This window comes from Mobiluncus sp. (assembly GCF_034180645.1).
GTDB lineage: Bacteria > Actinomycetota > Actinomycetes > Actinomycetales > Actinomycetaceae > Mobiluncus.
In genome coordinates, this window is sequence record NZ_JAXFNY010000016.1 from 106,586 (window position 1) to 128,534 (window position 21,949).

Sequence of the window (21,949 nt, forward strand, 5' to 3'; positions counted from 1 at the left end):
TTGTTCCGGTTTCCTCTCAGTTTGTCCGCAAGTATTGTGAGACGTATGCTCCTGCACCAGTAGCCTTCCCCGTGAATGTAGACAGGTAGCGTCCCACGCAGCTAGGCTTTCGGTAGTTTGTCTACATACCATTCAGTGAGACGCCACGGGTGAGTGATGGCAGTGCCTACGCACGCCGCGTGAATCGGGTATTGGTAAACCTCAGCGAGGTCTTGGGGGCTGTGAATCCGGCCTTCCACCACGATTGGGGCGTGGACTGACTGGCAGACTGCCGCAATGAAATCGAAGTCGGGTCCCGCAGTCGCGGCGCGGGCATATTGGTATCCGGGAGTATAGCCGGACAGGGTGGTGCCGATGAAGTCCGCTCCGGCCTGTTCGGCTGCTTTCGCGTCCTCAACGGAAGCGCAGTCAGCCATGATTGCCACCCCGGGAAATTCCTCGTGCATCGCACTCACCGCATCTGCGAAAGTCTCGCCTTCCCCCCGTTCACGCAAAGTGGCATCGATAGCGATGACATCCGCGCCGCTCAAGGCACAGGCACGTGCGTGAGCAATCGAGGGCGTAATGTAAACGCCCTCGTGACCAAACTTAATGAGTCCAATCAGGGGAACTTCCACCGTCTGACGGCACGCCACGATGTCCGCTATCCCCTGGACGCGCACCGCGGCAGCTCCTCCCGACACAACTGACTGTGCCACCGCGGCGGTGATATCAGACCGCCGCATCGGCTCTCCCGGATATGCCTGACAGCTGACAATTAGCCGCCCCTTAATGGCATCAATCACCGCTTGACGTTGTGCATTCATCTATTTCCCCTTCCGTAGTTGGCGCGCAGTCTCGCGCCGGGTTCGTTCAGCCATCCACCCGGTTCCAAATCTTTTTCGCGGCCCCCACCAGGGCAGCCGCATTGCCCAAAGTCGCTTTCACCAGCGGCACCTCGCGAAGAATGTTCACCAACTGTTCCTGGTAAGCCGCCCGGAGGGGTTTCCACCAGATGTCCGTGCTGTTAGCCAGGCCTCCCCCGACAATCATGACTTCCGGGTCAACCGTATTGACGATAGATCCCAGAGCGCGCCCGGTTTCCGCGGCTACTTCCGTATAAATGCGTGCAGCCAGCGCATCCCCTGACAGGGCGCGTTTTTCCAGTTCATGAGCGCCACCGACGGCCGGGTCTCCACCGTTTTCCAAGTACCAGGCGTACAGCCCCGGTCCCGATGCCACGGTTTCCAGATGTGGCACGCCGCGTCCACACGTGCAGGCCCGTTTGGTAGGCAGCAAAGTTGGTAGGTGTCCGAAATCGCCGGCGGTTCCATGCGGACCGACCAGGATTTCCCCGTTAATCATGAGGGCTCCGCCGATACCGGTCCCCAGGGCCATCATGGCAACGTAGTTTTTCCCGGCTCCCGCACCTTTCCAGGCTTCTCCACGCAGATGAGCATTAACATCGTTTTCCAAAGTGACGGGCAGATTCACCGCTGATTCCACCAGCGATACGACCTCGGTACCGGCCCAGCCCCGAATCGCATCAGTGGAGGCAATAATCCGCTGCCCCGCCAGGTCGACTACCCCGGCTGATCCAATCCCGACACCCACAATCCGGTCGATGCCGTCCTTGTGAGCCTGCGAGCGGACCTCACCCACCAAGGCGTTAATCGCTCCGACCACGGCCGCACCGCCCTCGTGAGCAGGCGTGTCCACCCGGCAAGGTAGGCTCAGATTGCCATCCAAATCCGCCAGGGCGGCAGCAATTTTCGTGCCGCCGAGGTCTATAGCGATGACGTAATCCGTGGTCATAGCCGGGTTCCTACAACAATCCGACTTTTTGCAGGACGCCGCGTACGTGCTCTACGTTTTCTCCGCTCAAAGCCGCCACGGGACGAGGCATTTCGTTAGACTCAAATACCCCCAGCAGCTGCAAGGCAGTCTTAAACGCACCGATTCCGGCACCGAAGCCCTGCACGTCTTTGACCTGGACAATCGTCATCAAATCTGCCAGCCGGTCCTGTTCCTTGCGGACAGTCTCCCAATCCTTAGCGAGGGCGGCTTTCCACTGGCGAACGTAGCCGTCCGGATCGACGTTGCCCAAGCCGGGCACACAGCCGTCCGCACCGGACAGATACGCCCCGTCCACCACGACCTCGTGACCGGTAAGCAGTTGCAGCGGGTGTCCCGCCTCGGCGTTCAACCGAGAGAGGAAACGGAAGCCGACATCATCGCCAGAAGAATCCTTAACCCCGCTGAGAACCCCGGCTTTACCCAGGTCCATCACCAGGTCATTGGGCAACTTCCAATGGACACATGCGGGAATGTCGTATGCCCAAATGGGCAGATCCGTGCTTTCTCGCAAGATTTCGAAGTGCCGCCGAATCTCCCGAACCCCTTGCAGGGCATAGAACGGGGCGGTAGCGACCACTGCATCTACCCCGATGTCTTCGGCTTGGCGAATGTGCTCCACGACCCGTTCCGTCTCCGTGCTGATAACCCCCGCCATAATGGGGACGCGACCAGCCACGATACGTTTGGATTCAGAGAGGATTTGCCCACGGCGTTCATCAGTGGAAAACGCCACTTCTCCCGACGATCCCAGGACAAACAAGCCATCGATACCGGCTGCAATCTGGCGGTTAATGTGCCGTTCCAACGAATGCACATCGAGTTCGCCGCCCTTTAACGGGACGGTTAGGGGCGGGACAATGCCGCTAATTTTTTTTGACATACCTCATTCTCCTCTGTTTTGGTCCGGCTGCCAGTGCTTAATCCAACTGCGGATGCAGCAGGGATGGCGCGGCCCCCAAGAGCTTGCGAGTATAGGGGTCCGATGGGTGGTTCAGAAGGGTGTCTGCGTCGCCTTCCTCAACCACCTTGCCCGCGTTCATTACGGCGATACGGTCCGAAATGTAGCGCACAGTCTGAATGTCGTGCGAAATAAACACCATCGCTAACCCAAGTTCTTTCTTAAGGTCAGACAGCAAGTTCAGAATCTGGGCACGCACGGAAACATCAAGGGCAGACGTGGGCTCGTCAGCGATGATGGCTTTCGGGTGCAGGGACAGGGCACGGGCAATAGCCACACGCTGCCGCTGCCCCCCGGAAAGCTGACCGGGCAGGGCGTTGAGAGCTGACAGCGGCAAACCTACCAGCCCCAGCAATTCCCGCACCCGTTTGTCCCGAGTTTCTTCGGTGCCAATCTTATGGACACGCAGCGGATCAGCTAGCTGATCCTGCACTGTCATTCGCGGATTCAAGGCGGTTGCAGGGTCTTGGAACACCACGGACACGACGGAACCAATGTGGCGCCGTTGAGCGGCGCTGCGCTTGGTAACGTCCTTGCCCATAAAGAAAACCTGGCCCTTCGTCGCCACCTGCAGCCCGCACATGACGTTGGCGGTAGTGGATTTACCACAACCGGATTCGCCGACAATACCCAACACCTTGCCGGGCATAATCTTCATGTCCACTCCCTGCACCGCGTGGACGTGGTTGGGACGGAAGAGTGAACCGGTCCGGGCTTTGAACGTCACTTCAACGTTTTTCAGTTCGATGATGGGGGTGTCCGGGTCAGAAATCAGGCTCTGAGCATCTGTTTCAGCAGGTATAGCCTCACTCATGATTGTTCCTCCTTTCCATTCGGAACATATCGGGGTGCACGCTGATAGACCCCTTCCTTATTGGGAAGGGCGGCATAGACGTGCTCGGGACCGACCATCTCGAACTCCAGCGGGATGTCCGCGCCGTAATCGGGGTGCGAGGAACGCGGCGTGAACCGGTCGCCCACCGTAAAGTCCTGTGGGGAAGGAACAGCTCCCGGAACCTGGTGCAGACGCCCCGAACCGGATTCGATAGAGAGCACCGCACCCAACAGGCCGCGAGTGTACTCGTGAGTCGGATTCTCCAGCAGCTCGACGGTCGGAGCCTGCTCCACCACCTGACCGGCATACATGACGGTAATCTTGTGGGCGACTTCGGCCACCAAAGCCAAATCGTGAGACACGAAGATCATGGCGAATCCCAGTTTGTCTCGCAGTTCATTCAGCAGGGAAATGACTTGCTTTTGCACAGTCACGTCCAGTGCCGTGGTGGGCTCGTCCGCGATAACCAGCTGGGGGTCACGAGTCAGAGCCATCGCAATCAGAACGCGCTGGCGTTGCCCACCGGAAAGTTCGTGCGGGTAAGAATCCAAAGTTCGTTTCGGATCCAAACCCACCAATTCCAACAGTTCCTCGGCGCTGCGGGTGCCGCCGCGTTTGGTCAGCTGCTTCATTTGTGACCGGATGAGCATCGCCGGGTTCAATGAGGACAGGGCATCTTGGTAAATCATGGCCATTTCGTGACCCAGCAGGGCGTGACGTTCCTTCCGTGTCATCTTGAACAGGTCTTTGCCCTGGTAGAACGCTTCGCCGGAGATTTCTGCCCGCGGGTCAATGAGGCCCATAATCGTCAGGGCGGTAATCGATTTGCCGCAGCCGGATTCCCCGACCAGGCCCATCGTTTCTCCCGGCCGTACGGCGAAAGATACGTGGTCGACCACGTTCACGTCGCCGTGGCGCGGGAACTTGATGCACAAATCTTTCACTTCCAGCAGCGGTTCACCGGTGAAGTTGTCCTGCATGCGGTCTTGGCGCTTATGTTCGACTTCGCGCAGCGCATCGAGACGGGCACGCAATGATTCGGCCTGTTCTCGGTAAGCACGGCGCGGGTCGAGCAGGAGGGCATCGGCTTCGCGGTCGGCGGTGTTTTGTTCGACCTTTACCGGAGCTGAAGCCGGGGCTGCCACCATTGCGTCCGTGATGCCTTCTGAGAGAATGTTCAAGCACAGCACGGTAATCATGATGAGCAAGCCGGGGAACAGCGCGGTCCACCAGGCGCCATGGTTGATGGAGCCGTTCGTGGAGGCATCAGACAAGACGTTACCCCAGGTGGGAACTAAGCTAGACTTCAAGCCGGTGCCGATGAAGGTCAGGGAGGCTTCTAGGATGATAGCGTCTGCCACCAGCACCGTGGCAAAAACCAGGACCGGAGCCGCGGTGTTGCGCACCACGTGCTTTGTCAAAATCCAGGGAGCTCTAGCGCCGGAAACAATCACAGCCCGCACGTAATCTTCACCGTAAGCGGACATGACGTTAGCACGCACAATTCGAGCTAGCTGTGGAATATAAACGAAAGCAATTGCGATAATGATGACTGTAACCAAGCCGACTCTATTGCCGGGAGGAAATATCCCGCTAAAGACCAGAACCATAACCGCCGCCATAGCGATGCCGGGAACAGCCATGATAATGTCCATGATGCGCATGATGACTTCCGAAATCCATTTGCGAACCACGGCCGCAACCGAACCGATAATGGTTCCGATGACCAGGGCGATAAAGGTCGCAGACAAGCCGATAATCATGGAGTATTTCCCGCCCAACAGCAGCCGGGACAATACATCGCGTCCCGCCGAATCGGTGCCGAACAGGTGAATCATACTGGGAGCTGATTCCTTGCTGCGCGTTGCCTTCACCGCCGCAGCCATCGCATCGGTATCGACGAAACTGGCGGAGTAGGGAGCCAACAGCGGAGCCACGGCCGAGATAAGCGCCAGTATCAGCAGCACAATGACAGCTATCCGGGCACTGACCGACATGTTGTTCCAACGCCGGAAACGAATCTTTTTCCCTGATTCGACCGCGGTAACAAGTTTCTTTGTTTGACTCGTCATAGCACTACACCGACCTAATCCGGGGGTTAATCAACAGGTAGAGCATGTCCACAATGATGTTGACCACAATGAACGCCAAAGCTACCACCAGGGCCGCAGCCTGGACTATGGAAACCTCACTCTTGGTGATGCCGTCCACGAGGACGCGACCCATGCCCCTCATGTTAAAGATGATTTCGATAACGACCGCGCCGCCCATCAGATAGCCGACCCGCAGGCCCAAGACCGTCACCGGGGTAATCAAAGCGTTACGCAAAACGTTGCGCCCGATGACGACAGGTTTCGGGATTCCAGCGCCGAGCGCGGTACGCACATAGTCACGATCGAGTTCTTCGACCACCGAGGTTCGCACCACCCTGGTCATCTGACCGATAACGGGGGTGGCCAACGCTATTGCAGGGGGTAACATACGGGCCAACCACCCGCCAAAGTCATCAAGGAATCCCGGGACCGGCCCTGAAACTGGCAGGATTCCTTTGAAAGAACCGAGAATCCACAGCACCAGCATGGTCGCCAGCCAGAAGCTAGGAGTGCCGATAAAGATAACCGACAAAACGCGAATGACCTGGTCAGGCCAACGGTCACGATAGATAGCAGCCAAAACGCCCAGCGGGAAAGAAATCAGCACCGCGATAAACAGGCCTAGGAAAGTCAGCTGTAAAGTCACCGGCAGCGCCGGGGCAATCAGGTCAGTGACCTGGTGGGACGTGCCCACGCCGTAAATACCAAAGTCACCGTGGCACAGAGCGACTAGGTAGTTAAAGTAGCGCACCAGCACGGGAATAGGTTTGCCAGTAGGGCTTCCGTCATCGATGACGTATCCGTGGGAAACATTGAAAGCCTTTACTTGGCCGGGGTCTGAAGCGTTGTCACCCAAAGCCATCCAAGCAGGATCCAGAGGCGACAGCTCCATCAGGAAGAATACAAGCAGCGTGACCCCAATTGCCATAATTGGCAAGGCAATCAATCGCCGCCCGATGAGTCGAAGCAGGTTATTCACAAGTTTTCACTCCTTTTAGGAGTTATCGGAAAGGTTTTTTCTGGGTGGACCAAGCGTCTCGCCGTGGGTCTGTCCCGTAACTAAAGATGAGTGGCACAGGTTTGTCGGGAGGGCGTTCCCACGAGAGGGAAAGCATCCCTCCCGACAAACTCTGGGGCGGCGCGGGTTACTTAACCGTTACGCCGATAAGCTGCAGGCCAGTTACCCCAATGGGTGTCAGGTTGCTGACCTTGTCCTCCTTGTAACCGGTGTACAGAGTGTGGAACACCAGTGGGTACATTGCCGCCTGTTCAGCGATGGCGTCCTGCACCTTGCCCCACTCGGTCTTGGCATCATCGCCAGTGGCTTTACCGGCAGCATCCATCGCGTCAACCAGGGCCTTAGCGGCAGCCGGGTCGGACTCGCTCAAGCGGTAACGTTCGTCCATCCACAACGGGCTGTAGAACCATCCCGCAGTCAGAATGCCGGGGTCGGCACCGAACACCGAGGCATCGCCAGGAGCGATAACGATGTCAAAGTCTCCTTGAGCAACGTTGTTATTCCACACGTCGCCGGAAGCCTTGCTGTCTAGGTGTACCTTCAAGCCCACTGCCTCCAGGTTCTGTTTAATCTGGGGACCCATAGCGGCAATCCAGGTATCGGTGGTGGTCAGCACGTTAACAGTCGCGCCTTCCGCGCCGCCTTCCTTAAGCAGGGACTTGGCTTTATCCGCGTCGAAAGTAAATTGCGTCGCGGCTTTCTTGTGCATCGGGTTGTATTCCGGCAAGAAAGAATCCGGTTCCGTACCGGCTCCGACCAAAGCGGTATCAATCAGGGTCTTCTTGTCGATAGCGGTCAGCACGCCCTGACGAGTCTTGTTGGAGTTGAACGGCGCCTTTGTGGTGTTGAACACAATCATGCCGATACCGTAGCCAGTAGCGCCTTCGACCTTCCATCCAGCAGCTTCCAAATCAGAAATGCCAGAGGGATCGACAGCTTCGACGACATCTGTGGTGCCATCCAAAGCCGCGGTTTGCCGAGCGTTAGAGTCACGGTTGCAGTCGTAGTGAATCTTTTCCACCGTGGCCGGGTTCGGTCCGTTGTAGTTCTCGTTGACCGACATGTCCACCGTGGTATCGGTGATGGAATCGTATTTGTAGGGGCCTGAACCAATCGGTTTGGAAGTCATGTCATCAAAGGTGGAGTCCTTGGGAACGACTTTGATGTCAGCCAAACGTGTCTTGAGGAATTCCATCGGCTGATTGAGCTTAATCGTCACCGTGGTGTCATCTTTGGCTTCGATGGAATCAATGAAAGTGATGAAAGCCGCGTAAGGGCTGGTCACATCGGTTCCACTAGAGTCCTTTTCGCCGTCCACGATGCGCTTGTAGGAAGATACGACATCCTCAGAGGTAACGGGAGTTCCATCACTGAACTTGGCTCCGTCGCGCAACGCGACTTCGTAAGTCGTATCGTCAATCTTGGTCGGCTCATCGTCTTTTGCCAAAGCCTTATGAGCTGTGAAATCAGAGTAATCAAACTCGTAAAGACCCTCTACTACCTGCAGGTTCGCCCCGACAGCCAAAGCTGAGGAGGTGTTTAGAGGGTGCCAGTTAGTCGTGTCATAAGCCGCGAACACGTTGAGGGTGCCGGTGGGGCCAGCTTCCGGTTTGTCTCCAGCGTTGTCCTTCGGCGCGTCGCCTCCGCCACAAGCGCTCAGAGTCAGGGCGCAAGCGGCTGCAAATGCCGCCAGGCCAGACAGATGACGTTTCTTAAAGGGGGATGTCATTTTCGTTGCTCTCCTCATTGAGTAGTAGTTAATCCTTACGAACTGGATTACCTACAAGAGTAACAGGATACAACTTGTCTGACAAGCATTTTGAATGATTTTCTGAAAATTCACTGAATTCTATTGAAATCACAATGTTTTTTTGCACCAGAACAGTCGTTCACAATTTTCTAAATAGCGATGTTATACTGATATGCCCTATAGCCTGTCTGATAACCTGCTATAGTTCCATCATGCTCTCAGAAACAGGTTCACCAGCAAAGAAGCTCCGAAAAACTCGAAGCACTGCCGTTGAGGACAGCTCAGAAAAAATTAAGAACTACATCGCCCAAAACAATCTCTCACCTGGGGATTGTCTGCCCTCCGAATCTGATCTATGCACAATCCTCGACGTCTCGCGTTCCTCGGTCAGAGAGGCTTTACGGCGTTTAGAAGCATTACAAATTGTGGAAGTTCGCCGCGGAATCGGCGCTTTCGTCGGTTCGCTGTCCATGTCGCCGCTGGTGGAAACCTTGGCATTCCGCACCGTTATGATGAGCCGAAATAACCTGGAAGGATTGCGCGAAATAGTGAAGGTTCGCCGTTACCTTGATTTAGGCATGGCTCAAAAGGTTTGTGACACCCTCAAAGGCATCCCTCAACCGGGTCTGGAAACTCTGGTGGAGTTGATGGAACGGCGAGCCAAAGCAGGCAAACTGTTTTCAGATGAAGATTACGCATTTCACGACGGAATCTTAGCGCTGCTCGACAATGAGGTGATGCGCCAACTAGTGGGGTCATTTTGGAAAGTCAATGTTGCCTCACTTCCCCAATTGGGTACTCCTTCTACGGAAAGCCTCATCACCACCGCGACATCTCACCGGGCTATGCTCAATGCTGCCATCAACGGTGACGTTCACGCCTACCGTCAAGCCGTCATGCAACACTATGCACCAGTTGAACAGACTCTGCACCTGACCTAAACTCCCAATGCATTTCGCGAGAATCCGGCACATCACCACTGTCTCAGCCGACTTTTACCGAACTGAGCGGCGCAGGGAGGGCATAATTGAGCCATGAAAGCAATCATGACTGTAACCGGAATCGACCACACCGGGATTATTGCGGCGGTAGCCAATGCCTGCGCCGCCCAGAACGCCAATATCACCAACGTTTCCCAGACCCTGATGGGTTCGTACTTCACGATGATTATGCAACTGGAGCTGGACGACGCCCCAACCTCCCTGACGAACTTGCAGGAGGCCATGACTGAGGTGGAACGATCCCAGAACCTGGAAATCCGGGTGCAATCTGAAGCCATTTTCAACGTCATGCACACCCTGTAATCGCCCACTATCCCCATCACGAACCCCGTATCCGCCCCGGAAGATGACCGGGAACCCTTCTGAATCCCCTATTGGAGCAAAACAATGAGCTTAGACACCGAGCGACAAATCATGGAAACCATCCAGATGATTTCCGAGGACAAACTGGACGTGCGCACCGTCACGATGGGCCTGTCGCTGCTGGATTGTGCCGATTCTGACGTGCAGCGCGCCTGCGCTCGTATCGAGGATCGTATCGTCAAGGCCGCCTCGCGCCTGGTGGCGACCGCTGGTGAGGTGTCGCGTGAGTTCGGGGTGCCGATTATCAACAAGCGGATTTCGGTCACACCAATTACCCTGGTGGCGGCCGCTTGCCGCACTTCGGATCCCTTGCCTTTTGCCCAAGCTCTGGATCGTGCCGGCAAGGCCGTCGGGGTCGACTTCGTGGGCGGGTATTCCGCGTTGGTTGAGGCGGGGGCCACACACAGCGACCTGGCCTTGATTGATTCCATTCCCGAGGCTCTGGCCAGCACGGATATCGTGTGTTCGTCGGTCAATATCGGTTCTACCCGCACCGGGATTAATATGTCGGCCGCGCGACGCATGGGTCAGGTGGTCGTGGATACGGCACAAGCGACCGCCGCGGCTGACGGGATTGGGGCGGCAAAGCTGGTCGTGTTCGCCAATGCGGTGGGCGACAATCCGTTCATGGCCGGGGCGTTTCACGGGGTCAGCCAGCCCGATACGGTCATTTCAGTAGGGATTTCTGGGCCGGGAGTGGTGCAGCGCGCCTTGCAAACGGTCCGGGGACGCCCTTTTGAGGAATGCGCCGAAGCCATCAAGAATTCAGCATTTAAGATAACCCGAATGGGTCAGCTGGTAGGACAGACCGTGGCGCAACGTCTGTCCGTACCTTTTGGAATCGTGGATTTGTCGCTGGCTCCCACGGCTGAAGTCGGCGATTCCGTGGCGGCGATTCTGGAAGAAATGGGCGTCTCTGCAGTCGGTGCGCCGGGCACTACCGCCGCACTATTCCTGCTCAATGACGCGGTGAAAAAGGGCGGACTGATGGCGTGCTCGATGGTGGGCGGCTTGTCGGGGTCTTTCATCCCTGTCTCGGAGGACATCAATATGATTCACGGCGTGCAGCGAGGTTCCATCACGATGGCAAAGCTCGAAGCCATGACGGCGATTTGTTCGGTGGGCCTGGACATGATTGCGATTCCCGGCGACACCACCCCCGCCACGATTACCGGTTTAATCGCTGATGAGGCCGCTATTGGCACCGCTTCGGGCAAGACTACCGCGGTACGGGTCATACCGGTTCCGGGCAAGGGCGTGGGGGACAGCGCCAACTTTGGAGGACTGCTGGGGTGGGCGCCGGTGATGGAGGTTTCCCAATTTTCCTCCGCTGATTTCGCGGCTCGCGGCGGGAGGATTCCTGCCCCGGTGCATTCCTTTAGGAACTGATTTCCGCCAGTTTTCAACAAATTTTGCCGCTGCGTGGGTTTATTTTCACGCACGAAATAAAACTGACCGGTCAGTTCAGCTGCCCAGATGTCATGGAAGCCTTGAATCTGGCCAACGCACTTTCACCACGACCCCACAATTCACGGCCTAGCGACCCCACAATTCACGGCCTAGCGACCCGAAAGTCGCGTCATATCAACGATTTCACGTAGGAGCTCAAGGCGGTGATTATGAGCGGGAGAAAGCACGAGGGAGGTCTCGCAAAAGTTCCCGAAACGCGCCGCGCTCCAGCGAAACCCAGCGGAAAAGCCGCGCTCCCCCTAGTGAATGGTAATCTTGCCGATGACCTCGTGGGCTTTCGCGCGCGCCTGGTCGGTGTCAGCCCCGGTCGCCAGGGCAACGGCCATGCGTCTGCCCTCGTGAGCCACCGGCTTGCCAAAGATTCTCAGCTGCGCGTCCGGGCTGACTTGCAGAGCCGCGCCCAAGCCCGTGTAGCACGGCTGGTCTGACTCGACAGGAGACTTCAGGGGCACCGAAGCTCCGGCACTAGCATCGGGGAACATGGACGTGTCCACAGGCAGTCCCAAAATCGCCCTCGCGTGCAGGTCAAACTCGTTTTGCGGCTGGGTAATCATGGTGACCATGCCGGTGTCGTGGGGGCGTGGGGAGAGCTCCGAGAAATACACATCCTCACCTTTGACGAACATCTCAACCCCAAAAATGCCCAGCATCGGATTTTCGGCGTCCGCATTTGCGGACTTGCCGCTCGCCGCGGCCGCCCGCGCGGTGTCAGCCGCCAGTGCATCGAGGACTTTCTGGGCAGTGACCTGGGCTTTTTTGAGGATTTCAGGTTTCATCGCTTGGGGCTGCCAGGATTCCACATAATCCCCGGAGGACTGCCGGTGCCCGATAGGCGCGCAAAAACTGGTGCGAACCTGCATCGGGTCAGCCGGGTCCAGGTGGCGCACGCTCAACAGGGTGATTTCGTAGTCAAAAGCGATTTCGCCCTCCACGATGACCCGCCCGGTATCGGCACGAGCCCCGGAGCAGGCCTCCCGCCAAGCGGCGGGCAGGTCCTCGGCACGCTCCACGCGAGACTGGCCGTGACCCGAGGAGGACATGGTGGGCTTCACGAAACAGGGGAACCCGACCTTTTCGGCTCCTTCCTGTAGTGCCGCCAACGAGTCGGCGAAAGCAAAAGGCGAAGTCGGAACGTTTGCTGCCGTGGCGGCCAGGGTGCGGATGCCTTGGCGGTCAAAAGTCAGTTCCACCACTCGTGAGGAAGGTACGACTCGTGTCCCCTCCCCCGCGGCCGCAACCAGCGGGCTGGAGGCAAGTTTCTCGACTTCAGGAACAATCAGGTCAGGACGCTCCGCCGCGATCACAGCCTCGAGCGCCTCGGCATCGGTCATGTCCAACACGCGATGTGAGGTGGCAACCTGCATGGCGGGCGCCCCCGCGTATGAATCGCAAGCGACGACCTGGCATCCCAGTCGCTGCAAGGAAATCGTCAGTTCTTTGCCCAGCTCGCCCGCGCCGAGCAGCAAGATTTTTACCGGAAAAGTCAGTGGGAAATCGCTCATGAAACTATCCTAGCTTTTCCCCGCCGCGACTTTTACCGACCTTCAGGCAGCATGGTGTGACGTTATTTCTTTTTCCCGGTAGCACCCATATAGATGCCGATGAGTATCATGGCGACGATAATCGACACAATCCACTGAATCCACTGCACACCACCGTTGGCGTTGGTGTAGCCAAACTGACCAACCAGCCAGCCGCCGATACCGGCGCCGAGCGCTCCGAGGATGATGGTCCACAGGATGCCGATAGGCTGCTCGCCGCGTTTAAAGAGTCTGGCTAGAGCGCCAATCACCGCGCCGGTCACAATCATGCCAATAAGCTGTCCCATCAATCTATCCTTTCTTTATGGCCGTTCCAGATTCGGAATCGGCCTTTTCCAGGCTATCAAAACCTCCCGTGAGGCGCAGAACAGGGAGTTTGCCCCGTGTGACGGCGGCGACTCCCCGTAGCACCCGCGAGCGCCCCCAGCTTTTCCCGCAAGCTAGGGAATTCCCAGTTTCACTACCCTTTCGACTACGATAAGGGGAAAACTGTGGCATGAACCCGCCTCACCGGATTCTGAGCTAGATTAAGGAAACCTCGTGACAACCCCTCCCTCCTCCTCCGAGCAGCCCGTACTGACCAGCAACGCCGCTACTGGTCCCAGACACGGCGCTCAGACTGCGCACCGTTTCGCTACCCATTGGGGTTTCGTGCTGGCCTCCGTAGGCTCCGCCGTGGGCATGGCCAACGTTTGGGGTTTCCCCTATAAGCTCGGCAATAATGGCGGGGGCGCTTTCCTGCTTATCTATATTTTCTTTGTCCTGCTGTTCACCTATGTGGGTCTGCCAGCCGAGTTTGCCAACGGGAGACGCGCTCGTACCGGAACCTTGGGTACTTACCGGTCCGCCTGGGCCACCCGTGGGGACCGGGCAGCCAAGGTCGGAAGCGCGTTGGGCTGGTTGCCGTTGGCAGGCTCGCTGTGTATCGCGATTGGGTACGCCGTCATTGTGGCCTACGTTTGCAAAGCTCTGTTCGATTCCCTGACCGGGACACTGATGAAAACTGATACCGAAAAATGGTTTGAATCTTTTTCAGGAACGGGTTTTTCGGTGGTGCCGTTCCATATCATCGTCGTGGTAGGGACGTTGATTACCCTGTTCCTCGGGGCGAAAAGCATCGAAAAGACCAATCGCATCATGATGCCGGTTTTCTTTATCATCTTTGTGATTCTGGCGATTCGCGTGGCACTGATGCCGGGTGTCGTTGAAGGCTACATCTTTATGCTAACTCCGCGCTGGGAGGCTCTCATCAACCCTATTGTCTGGGTGTGGGCGATGGGTCAAGCGTTCTTTTCCCTCTCGATTACCGGCAGCGGCATGATTGTCTACGGCGCTTATCTGCCCGATGACGAGGACGTGGTGAAGGTGTCGCAGCGCACAGGTTTCTTTGACACTCTCGCTGCGGTGGTAGCCGCCCTGGTCATTATCCCCGCGTGTTTCGCTTATAACACTGACGTCGGAGCCGGGCCGGGCCTGCTGTTTGTGACCCTACCCGCCATCATGCAAGATATTCCGCTGGGTCAGCTGTTCGCGGTGATTCTGTATGTAGCCATGATTTTTGCCGGGGTCAGTTCGCTGCAAAATATGTTTGAAGCCGTGGGCGAATCGTTGCTGCACCGGTTCCCGGGCCTGAACCGCGTAGTCATGTTGGTCGGCTTGTGCGTGCTGGCGCTCGGAGCGGGCTTGGGCATGGAGGCGATTAGCTCTTGGGGGCCGTGGATGGATTTGGTCTCCATCTACATCATTCCGCTCGGGGCGAGCGTGGGCGCCATCACCTGGTTCTGGGTCATGAAAAAGGACGACTTAATGGAAGCAATCAATCGGGGAGCCGCGCGGCCTCGCGGGACTTTCTGGCTTTCGGTGGGGCGCTTCGTCTATGTGCCGCTGGCCATCATTTTGTGCGCCATCGCTCTCATCGGCAAGGTCGCGTTCTAGGAATTTTAGTTCTGGAATATCTCCGTTCATGGCGAACGCAGCAGCAACCCAATCGCCACTACCGGAGCCACATTTTACCGTTTATAGCCGCCATAAATTTAGTATTATAAGCGCCACAAATTTGGTATTGTAGCGTTCATATTTTTCCTATTAAACCTGGTGGGGCGGGATTTAGTGCCAGGTTTCGCGGTGCAACTGGGCGCGTGAGGCCGGTTCCAGCTGGATTGTGGTGTGAAAAATCGAGATGCCATGATGGTTTTGCAGGCAGTTCTCTATCTCGCTCAAAATCTCGAGGCTGTGCCCGTCATGGAAACATTCGTCAGCCAGCACCACGTGAGCGCTAAGCACCGGCAGGTCCGAGGAAACCGCGGAGGCGTGCAGGTCATGCACCGCTAAAACGTGAGGCAGCTCCAACAGATGCGCCCGGACCTGGTCCAAATCCAAATCCCGAGGGGTGGATTCCAGCAAAATTGCCCCCGCCGGACGCAAAATCATGATGGCCCGAGGCACGATGAGCGCGGCGATGACCAGCGCCGCCACGGAATCAATCTGGGTCCACCCGGTCAAGCGCATCACCACCGCGCTAATGATAACCGCTACGGACCCCAGGGAATCATTCAGGACCTCCAGGAACGCGGCGCGCAGGTTCAGGTTGTTCTGCCGGGAACTCAACAGGATAGTCAGGCTAATGAGGTTGCCGACCAAGCCGATAATCCCCACCACCAGCAGCGCCTGGGCCTCGATGTTTTCGGGGTGTATCAGACGTTTGATGGCTTCGATGGATGCAAACACACCGATGGTAATCAGCAGCAGGGACTGCAACGCTGCCGAGATAACCTCGGCGCGCCGCCACCCCCACGTGAGCCGATCCGTCGCCGGACGCTGCTGCAAACTGGCTGCTACCAGCGCAAAAGTCAGACCGACACAGTCGGTGAGCATATGCCCCAAGTCCACCAGCAGGGTCAAACTGCCGGTCAGAGCCGCGCCCACAATTTCTGCCAGCAACACCGTGATAGTTACCGCCAGCGCTGCCCGGAGCTGTCCACGACCGGCCTTGTGCGAGTGAGTATGAGTGTGCGAATGGCCGCCCGAACCGTGCGGCTCGTGGGGGTCGCTGGACTCCTGAGCTTCCTGATGATGCTGCATAAGCGTCCGTCCTGTGTTTTCTGCGTAGACAACGACTGTGCCGCTACTTAGTCTAGCCTAAGTCTCGGATTTTGCTTTTCGGTGTCTCGCGTTAAAACCTGACGCCAAAGAACCGGGATTTCTTGCCGCGAGGCAGTCACCCGGCGCTTTGGCATCAAGCTAAAGGAAGGCGTCGATTGTTACTTTTCCTGACGGCGACGCGCCAACACCAGCAGTAATACCCCAGCAGAAGCCGTAAGTACAGCCACCAGGGACACAGTCTGGGCAGACAGACCGGTACGCGCCAAGGCCGGGGTCTCTGTACTGGCCAAGACCGGAGCCACAGGCGTTGCTGTCCGAGCACCTAACGGCGGGTTCACCGAGCCGGGGATGTTAGCGTTCGAAGCCAGAGCTGCGGGTGCAGAACTCTGGTCCATATTCAGCTCATCAGCGAGAGCGGCCGGGGCAGAGGCAATTCCTCCCCCAATTAGCAAGCCGAAGAACGCGGCGAGAGCAAACAGGCGATTTCTCAATCTGGGCATAAGCATAGTAAAGGCAGCCTTCCTTAAATTCGATGAAATCCGTTTCCCGCTACATGTCGGTTATTCCGATGTAGCTTCGGGGCAACCCACGTCAAATTTTGGGCGTAGGCTATCCGCGCTTTCCTGGCGCTATCCTTGCGACTTCGTCAAATTCCCTGGCAGAAATGCCCCTGACTCATGCGCCTCTAAGGTTTTCCGTAACAAACCAAGCCCTAGTTTGGCGGCGCGTCAGCTTTGACCTGAACACTCAGCCAATCGGCCTTGAGAAAACCCCATTAGTGAAAACATGAAATTGGTTTTCATTGTTCAGACATTCAATAGTTTCCCAGTTTTAGACCAGGCGAATCTCAGCTTACGGAAACCGGGGACTCCGCGAAAGACCCCACGCGTCCAGCCTTTTAGATTCACTCATAAGCCCATAATAATGCCGTTCACGAGGATGGTTTCGCGGTCTTTGGCGGGAATAAAGTCAGGGCCGTGACGGCTGCCCAGGTGCCGAATTTACCGAGGATTTAGCCAAATTAAGGGTTTATCCGGGCATGGTTCTTTGGTAAAGTTTTGCTGGCGGGAGGTGGCTAAGTGAGCAGGAAATCGAAGATTTGGATTGCCAGCATCCTGGCTGTGATTTCCGTTGCCGCCGCAATCGGCGGAATCACCATGTACCTGGTCAACAAATGGGAAGTCATTGTCACCCTGAAAGGCGACTCCACCAGCACTGTTGAATACGGCGACACGTGGAAAGACCCCGGCGCCACCGCTTATGGAACCAGCACCCTGTTCACCTTTACTCACGACGACCTCAAGCTACACACCACCGGAAAAGTCGATACTTCCAAAGTCGGCACTTATGAAATCACTTATGCGGCGAAATACCGCGGAGTCGAGGGAAAAAAGACCCGCAAAGTGACGGTACGGGATTCTAAGCCGCCCGCCATCACGGTCGACGGCGGGGAACAGATTACCCTCCCCTACGGCCTGCCCTGGCAGGACTCCTATTCCGCGACAGACAACGTGGACGGCGATTTGACCGCGAAAGTCCAGGTCGACGGCCAGGTAAACGTGAACGCGGCGGGGTCATACACGTTGCGCTACCAAGTCTCGGACTCCAGTGGAAACCAGGGCACAGCGACCCGCCAGGTCACCGTGATGACCCCCGTTGCCCCCAACGCCGACCCGGCGGCAGGCTTGGACAAAGTTATCTATCTAACCTTTGACGATGGACCTGGCCCGGCGACGTCGCACTTGCTCGATATTCTGGCCACCAAAGGGGTGAAGGCAACCTTCTTTGTGACCAACACCATGGGACACCCGGACATGATTGGGCGCGCCTACCGAGAGGGGCACTCGGTGGGGATTCACACCTATACCCACCAGTATTCTCAGATTTACGCCAGCGACGACGCCTACTGGGCGGACTTCGACCGCATGGCGCATATAATTCGCGACCAGACCGGTCAGGACACCCGGATGATGCGGTTCCCCGGAGGCAGCTCCAACACCGTGAGCCGCAACTACTCGCCCGGAATCATGAGCCGGCTGACCAGACTCATGGTCGTGAAAGGCTACACCTATTTTGACTGGAACGTGGACAGCGGAGACGGCACTGGGCATTCCACCAGCGCTTCCGTGTTCCAACGCATTACCGCCGGAGTGCAGGGCAAATCGGTGTCTGTAGTCCTGTGCCACGACACTCACCCCACCACCGTCGACGCGATGCCCCAGGTCATCGACTGGGCCAAGCAAAACGGCTACACCTTCCTGCCGCTCGCCCCCGGCAGCTATCCAGCGCACCACCGGGTAGCGAACTAAGCTCATTCGTGATGTTCACCAGGGCGGTCGCGGGTGCACAAGGGTGGTTGCGGGGGTCACAAGGTCGGTCGCGAGGCCGGGTAGGTACGTTAGGCCCGGTGGCGCGTAACGGGCAGAAAGCCGCGCGGGCGGGACAGGCACGAGCCTCTCCCTAGGCGATCGCCTCTGCCTCGCCCTCGGCAAACGCATGGGCGCCACCGTCCTGACCGCCGACAGAGCCTGGGGCGAGGGCACAAAGGGATTGAACAGATTCGGTAGGGCCACGACCCTACGATGTTTTATTTTGCCTCTTTGCGGTGACTGCTGGCTTCCAGAGCTTTCGCCGCGAACTTGTCGAAGTCGGACCGATAGCTGGCGTCTTGGGTAAATCCGGTGGCCCACTGGCGGAACTGAGTGGCGCGAATGGAGTTCACGCGATAGCCCACCGAGATAATCGCGTCCAGGTTGTAGTGCTTCGTCACGTAAGATTTGCCATCACTGGCAGTTATCCGGAATTTCCGGATAACTGAATTTTCCTGCAATTCCTCGGAAACAAAAATGTTCCCCAAATGCTCACTGATAGTCCTCACATCCACATCAAAGAGCTGAGCCATCAGCTTTTGCGTCAGCCAAATCGTGCCGTCTTGGTAACGCACTTCAATGCCCTCGCCCGCCTCAGCCGTGAAGACCAGGAACTGCCCGGAATCATGCTTGATCATTGTCTGAAACTCGGTGTTTCCCAAGCTCGTTTGAGGTTTAGTCGTCTGTGCCATCGCGCTTCTCTCGGTCGTTCTTTGGTGGGGTTTTCCGCACTCAACACATCACTTATGAGTCTAAACCAAACCCCTCACACAAAAAGAGACCCCCTTACCCCGGACGGTAGCTACCCGCGACGCTAGCTAGATCCTTGCCCCAGCACCCGCCCTTGTGCACTACCTATTCACCGATATACCAAACAGGCATACAATGGATATACAATGTACTACTTTCGGGCAAGGGGTGATGGGTATGACAACCTCCACAGCAGCCCGGATTAACTTCCGCACCGATGCACAAACTAAGCAATCTGCCGAGGAACTCTTTGACGCCCTGGGGCTTGATATGTCCACGGCGCTCAATATGTTCTTAAAGCAAGCGGTGCGTGAACAGGCACTTCCCATCCGTCCTGCCCTCGCCTACGTTCCCAACGCGCAAACCGCTCGTGCCATCGAGGATGCCCAGAAGGTGATTGACGGCGAGAAACCCGAAACCGGGGAAGTATTTGACAACGCCCACCAGGCGGCACAATTCCTGGACAACCTCTCATGAAAATTATCTTTGACAGCCCCCCAGCGGCACCGCACCAGGATAACTGGGGGCGACCGAGCGGCGCGAACCCGGACCCACCGAGGTTTACTTTGAAATCAAATACGCCGGCATCTGCCACAGCGACATCCACACCGGTCGCGGCGAATGGGGGCCGGCCATCTATCCGCTGACGCCCGGCCACGAAATCGCCGGCATTGTCACCAAGATTGGAACGAACGTTACAAAGTTCAAGGTTGGCGACCGTGTCGGCGTCGGCTGCTTTGTCGATTCCTGCGGGCATTGCGAAACCTGTAAGGTCGGCAACGAGCAATTCTGCCTGACAGACGGCGGCACCATCTGGACTTATAACTGCCTGGGACGCGACGGCGTGCCCACCGCTGGCGGTTATTCCCAAGGCATCACGGTCGAACAGGACTACATCTGCCACATCCCCGATTCCATCGAGCTTGACGCAGCCGCGCCGATTATGTGCGCCGGCATCACGCTGTATTCCCCGCTGACCCGCTGGGGTGCGGCCCGGGCAAAAAGGTCGCCATCGTTGGTATGGGCGGGCTTGGCCACATGGGCGTTCAGATCGCGGCAGCCCTCGGCGCCGAGACGCACGTCATCTCGCGCACCCGCGCCAAGGAAGCCGACGCGAAGCGCTTCGGTGCCGTCGAACTGCACCCCACCAGCAAAGACGGCGTCTGGGAATCGATGGAGGGTGAGTTCGACCTGATCGTTTCCACGCTGTCCGACGGCGTTTCTGTCGATGACCTGCTGGCCTGCGTGAAACCCCAGGGTGCAGTCGCCATCGTCGGCCTTCCCGAACATCGCCAAGAGTTCACCATGGCTGGACTGGTCGGTCCACAAAAGGTCCTGGCTGGCTCGAACATCGCCGGCATTGCCAAGACCCAGGAAGTCCTGGATTTCTGTGCGAAGCACAACATCGCCCCCCAGCTCGAAGTCATCAGCGGCGATAAAATCAACGAGACCTGGGACAACGTAGTGAGCGCCAAGGTGCGTTACCGCTACGTCATCAACACGTCCACGTTCTGATTCCTTTCCCTTCAATAGGTTCCCCGGTCAACGGCTTCTTCTGGCTCGCTTTTCCGGGTGGTTCTGGTTTGGTTGGATAACTGCGTCTCATTATTCGATGCGTTTTGTCTCATATTGTAATATCTACTGGACATAGCGGTTTTTCACCCGCTATGCTGAACCACCGTAAGCGAAACCACACAAAAACCGGGCGGAACCGAAAACCGACCCGAAAGGCCTATTGAAGGAAAAGAATTATGAACAAGATTGCGGGAATCGGCGCCTTCCTGGTCGGAAGCCTGATCACTTTATTCATCTGTATGCCGTTCATGCTCTCGGCGCGCGATTGCACCACCCCCGGTGCCGCAGCCGCGAACAACGCCGCGGGTGCGAGCTCGGGCGCAACTGCCAACACCAAGGTCATCGAGGTCGGCCTGTTGCAGCTGATGAGCCACCCCTCGCTCGACGACATTCGCCAGGGTATTTATGACGGCTTGGCCGAACGCGGGTACACGGACGGGGAAAACATTCGCATTGAGTACGAAAACGGCCAGGGTGACCAAACCCTGCTGAAGACGATTTCGGATCAATTCATGGCGGACAAAAAGGACTACCTGGTGGGCATTGCGACCCCGGCGGCCCAGGCGCTGGCGAACTCGTCCCAAGATTCTGTACCGGTCGTTATCTCTGCCGTCAGCGATCCTGTGGGCGTCGGCTTGGTGAAGGACAACAAGGCGCCCGGCGTGAACGTGACCGGCACCTCGGATCAGGCTCCCGTCAAGGCGCAGTTGGACCTGGTGAAGCAAATCATGCCCGACGCGAAACGCCTGGGAATCCTGTATTCGAGTTCGTCGCAGAACGTTGGCGAATCCGTGGCCGAAGCGAAGCGCCTGGCTCCCGAGTACGGGTGGAGCGCGGTCGAGGCGACTATCACGACCACGAACGACTTGGCGCAGGTCGCCGAACAGTTGGCCGGTGACGTGGACATGATTTTTGTACCGAACGATAACGTCATTGCTTCGGCCATGCCGACGCTCATTGCGGCGACCGATTCGCGCGGCGTGCCGGTGTTTCCGGTCGTGGACGCGATGGTGCAGGAAGGCGGCCTGGCAACGGTCGGCATCAACCAGCACCAGCTGGGGGTCGATACGGGTTACATCCTGGCGGACCTGATTGAAGGCAAGAAAGCCGCGGAATACCCGATCAAATTCACGGATAAGGTCGACACGATTGTGAACCTGGTGAAGGCGAAAGCCCTGGGTATCACCATTCCGGCCGACTTGGCCGCGTCCGCGAAAGACGTCAGCGCGAACTGAAACCGGGGCAAGTGGGTTTTTTGATGTCAACAAAAAACCCACGGGAGGGAGAG

20 protein-coding genes and 1 pseudogene are annotated in these 21,949 nt (G+C 57.3%); 9 read left to right on the forward strand and 12 right to left on the reverse strand.

Annotated features, from left to right (window positions below; all coding sequences use genetic code 11):
- Window positions 1-101: 101 nt before the first annotated feature.
- The 7 genes from SPI05_RS07375 to SPI05_RS07405 all read right to left on the reverse strand — a co-directional run bounded on the left by SPI05_RS07375 (window position 102) and on the right by SPI05_RS07405 (window position 8,469).
- A complete protein-coding gene (locus SPI05_RS07375) occupies window positions 102-806 on the reverse strand; it encodes an N-acetylmannosamine-6-phosphate 2-epimerase (RefSeq protein WP_321077472.1) in 705 nt (234 codons plus the stop codon).
- Window positions 807-852: 46 nt separating this feature from the next.
- On the reverse strand, window positions 853-1,794 hold the full coding sequence (locus SPI05_RS07380; RefSeq protein ID WP_321077473.1) for an ROK family protein: 942 nt from the start codon (window positions 1,792-1,794) through the stop codon (window positions 853-855).
- 10 nt (window positions 1,795-1,804) lie between these two features.
- A complete protein-coding gene (locus SPI05_RS07385) occupies window positions 1,805-2,716 on the reverse strand; it encodes a dihydrodipicolinate synthase family protein (RefSeq protein WP_321077475.1) in 912 nt (303 codons plus the stop codon).
- 37 nt (window positions 2,717-2,753) lie between these two features.
- Complete coding sequence (locus SPI05_RS07390; RefSeq protein ID WP_321077476.1) at window positions 2,754-3,608, reverse strand: ABC transporter ATP-binding protein; 855 nt, start codon at window positions 3,606-3,608, stop codon at window positions 2,754-2,756.
- On the reverse strand, window positions 3,605-5,701 hold the full coding sequence (locus tag SPI05_RS07395) for a dipeptide/oligopeptide/nickel ABC transporter permease/ATP-binding protein (RefSeq protein ID WP_321077477.1): 2,097 nt from the start codon (window positions 5,699-5,701) through the stop codon (window positions 3,605-3,607). Before SPI05_RS07395 ends, SPI05_RS07390 begins: the two co-directional genes overlap by 4 nt.
- A gap of 4 nt (window positions 5,702-5,705) precedes the next feature.
- Window positions 5,706-6,701, reverse strand: a complete 996-nt coding sequence (locus tag SPI05_RS07400; RefSeq protein WP_321077478.1) for an ABC transporter permease — start codon at window positions 6,699-6,701, stop codon at window positions 5,706-5,708.
- Between the two features lie 166 nt (window positions 6,702-6,867).
- Complete coding sequence (locus SPI05_RS07405; RefSeq protein ID WP_321077479.1) at window positions 6,868-8,469, reverse strand: ABC transporter substrate-binding protein; 1,602 nt, start codon at window positions 8,467-8,469, stop codon at window positions 6,868-6,870.
- A 233-nt stretch (window positions 8,470-8,702) separates the two neighbouring features.
- On the opposite strand from SPI05_RS07405, the gene SPI05_RS07410 reads away from it, so the two are divergent.
- The 3 genes from SPI05_RS07410 (at window position 8,703) to SPI05_RS07420 (ending at window position 11,243) form a co-directional block, all read left to right on the forward strand.
- The gene (locus SPI05_RS07410; protein WP_321077480.1) at window positions 8,703-9,431 is read left to right on the forward strand and encodes a FadR/GntR family transcriptional regulator; all 729 of its coding nucleotides are present in this window, start codon (window positions 8,703-8,705) and stop codon (window positions 9,429-9,431) included.
- A 93-nt stretch (window positions 9,432-9,524) separates the two neighbouring features.
- Entirely contained in the window at window positions 9,525-9,794 is a 270-nt protein-coding gene (locus SPI05_RS07415; protein ID WP_321077482.1) for an ACT domain-containing protein, read from the forward strand.
- Between the two features lie 84 nt (window positions 9,795-9,878).
- A complete protein-coding gene (locus SPI05_RS07420) occupies window positions 9,879-11,243 on the forward strand; it encodes a PFL family protein (RefSeq protein WP_321077484.1) in 1,365 nt (454 codons plus the stop codon).
- Between the two features lie 320 nt (window positions 11,244-11,563).
- Here SPI05_RS07420 and purT read toward each other — a convergent pair whose 3' ends face one another.
- Together purT and SPI05_RS07430 are read right to left on the reverse strand one after the other, a co-directional pair.
- Window positions 11,564-12,826, reverse strand: a complete 1,263-nt coding sequence (purT, locus tag SPI05_RS07425) for a formate-dependent phosphoribosylglycinamide formyltransferase (RefSeq protein WP_321077486.1) — start codon at window positions 12,824-12,826, stop codon at window positions 11,564-11,566.
- 62 nt (window positions 12,827-12,888) lie between these two features.
- Entirely contained in the window at window positions 12,889-13,152 is a 264-nt protein-coding gene (locus tag SPI05_RS07430; RefSeq protein ID WP_297345801.1) for a GlsB/YeaQ/YmgE family stress response membrane protein, read from the reverse strand.
- Between the two features lie 253 nt (window positions 13,153-13,405).
- Between SPI05_RS07430 and SPI05_RS07435 the strand changes: the two genes are divergently transcribed.
- A complete protein-coding gene (locus SPI05_RS07435; RefSeq protein ID WP_321077489.1) occupies window positions 13,406-14,800 on the forward strand; it encodes a sodium-dependent transporter in 1,395 nt (464 codons plus the stop codon).
- 171 nt (window positions 14,801-14,971) lie between these two features.
- On the opposite strand, the gene SPI05_RS07440 is transcribed toward SPI05_RS07435, so the two are convergent.
- Entirely contained in the window at window positions 14,972-15,946 is a 975-nt protein-coding gene (locus SPI05_RS07440) for a cation diffusion facilitator family transporter (RefSeq protein WP_321077491.1), read from the reverse strand.
- 179 nt (window positions 15,947-16,125) lie between these two features.
- Entirely contained in the window at window positions 16,126-16,473 is a 348-nt protein-coding gene (locus SPI05_RS07445) for a hypothetical protein (protein ID WP_321077492.1), read from the reverse strand.
- 573 nt (window positions 16,474-17,046) lie between these two features.
- Here SPI05_RS07445 and SPI05_RS07450 point away from each other — a divergent pair.
- Complete coding sequence (locus SPI05_RS07450; protein WP_321077494.1) at window positions 17,047-18,276, forward strand: polysaccharide deacetylase family protein; 1,230 nt, start codon at window positions 17,047-17,049, stop codon at window positions 18,274-18,276.
- A gap of 278 nt (window positions 18,277-18,554) precedes the next feature.
- Here the strand turns inward: SPI05_RS07450 and SPI05_RS07455 are convergent, their stop codons facing one another.
- Complete coding sequence (locus SPI05_RS07455) at window positions 18,555-19,028, reverse strand: virulence RhuM family protein (protein ID WP_414601976.1); 474 nt, start codon at window positions 19,026-19,028, stop codon at window positions 18,555-18,557.
- Between the two features lie 235 nt (window positions 19,029-19,263).
- On the opposite strand from SPI05_RS07455, the gene SPI05_RS07460 reads away from it, so the two are divergent.
- The 4 genes and pseudogenes from SPI05_RS07460 to trpX all read left to right on the forward strand — a co-directional run bounded on the left by SPI05_RS07460 (window position 19,264) and on the right by trpX (window position 21,896).
- Entirely contained in the window at window positions 19,264-19,563 is a 300-nt protein-coding gene (locus SPI05_RS07460; protein ID WP_321077495.1) for a type II toxin-antitoxin system RelB/DinJ family antitoxin, read from the forward strand.
- Between the two features lie 124 nt (window positions 19,564-19,687).
- Window positions 19,688-19,939, forward strand: a pseudogene (locus tag SPI05_RS07465) (alcohol dehydrogenase catalytic domain-containing protein); the annotation flags it as partial.
- A gap of 185 nt (window positions 19,940-20,124) precedes the next feature.
- Complete coding sequence (locus SPI05_RS07470; RefSeq protein ID WP_321077497.1) at window positions 20,125-20,601, forward strand: zinc-binding dehydrogenase; 477 nt, start codon at window positions 20,125-20,127, stop codon at window positions 20,599-20,601.
- A gap of 236 nt (window positions 20,602-20,837) precedes the next feature.
- Window positions 20,838-21,896 carry a tryptophan ABC transporter substrate-binding protein gene (gene trpX / locus SPI05_RS07475; RefSeq protein ID WP_321077499.1) on the forward strand — a complete coding sequence of 353 codons (1,059 nt, stop codon included), beginning with the start codon at window positions 20,838-20,840 and terminating at the stop codon, window positions 21,894-21,896.
- The last annotated feature ends 53 nt before the right edge of the window (window positions 21,897-21,949 follow it).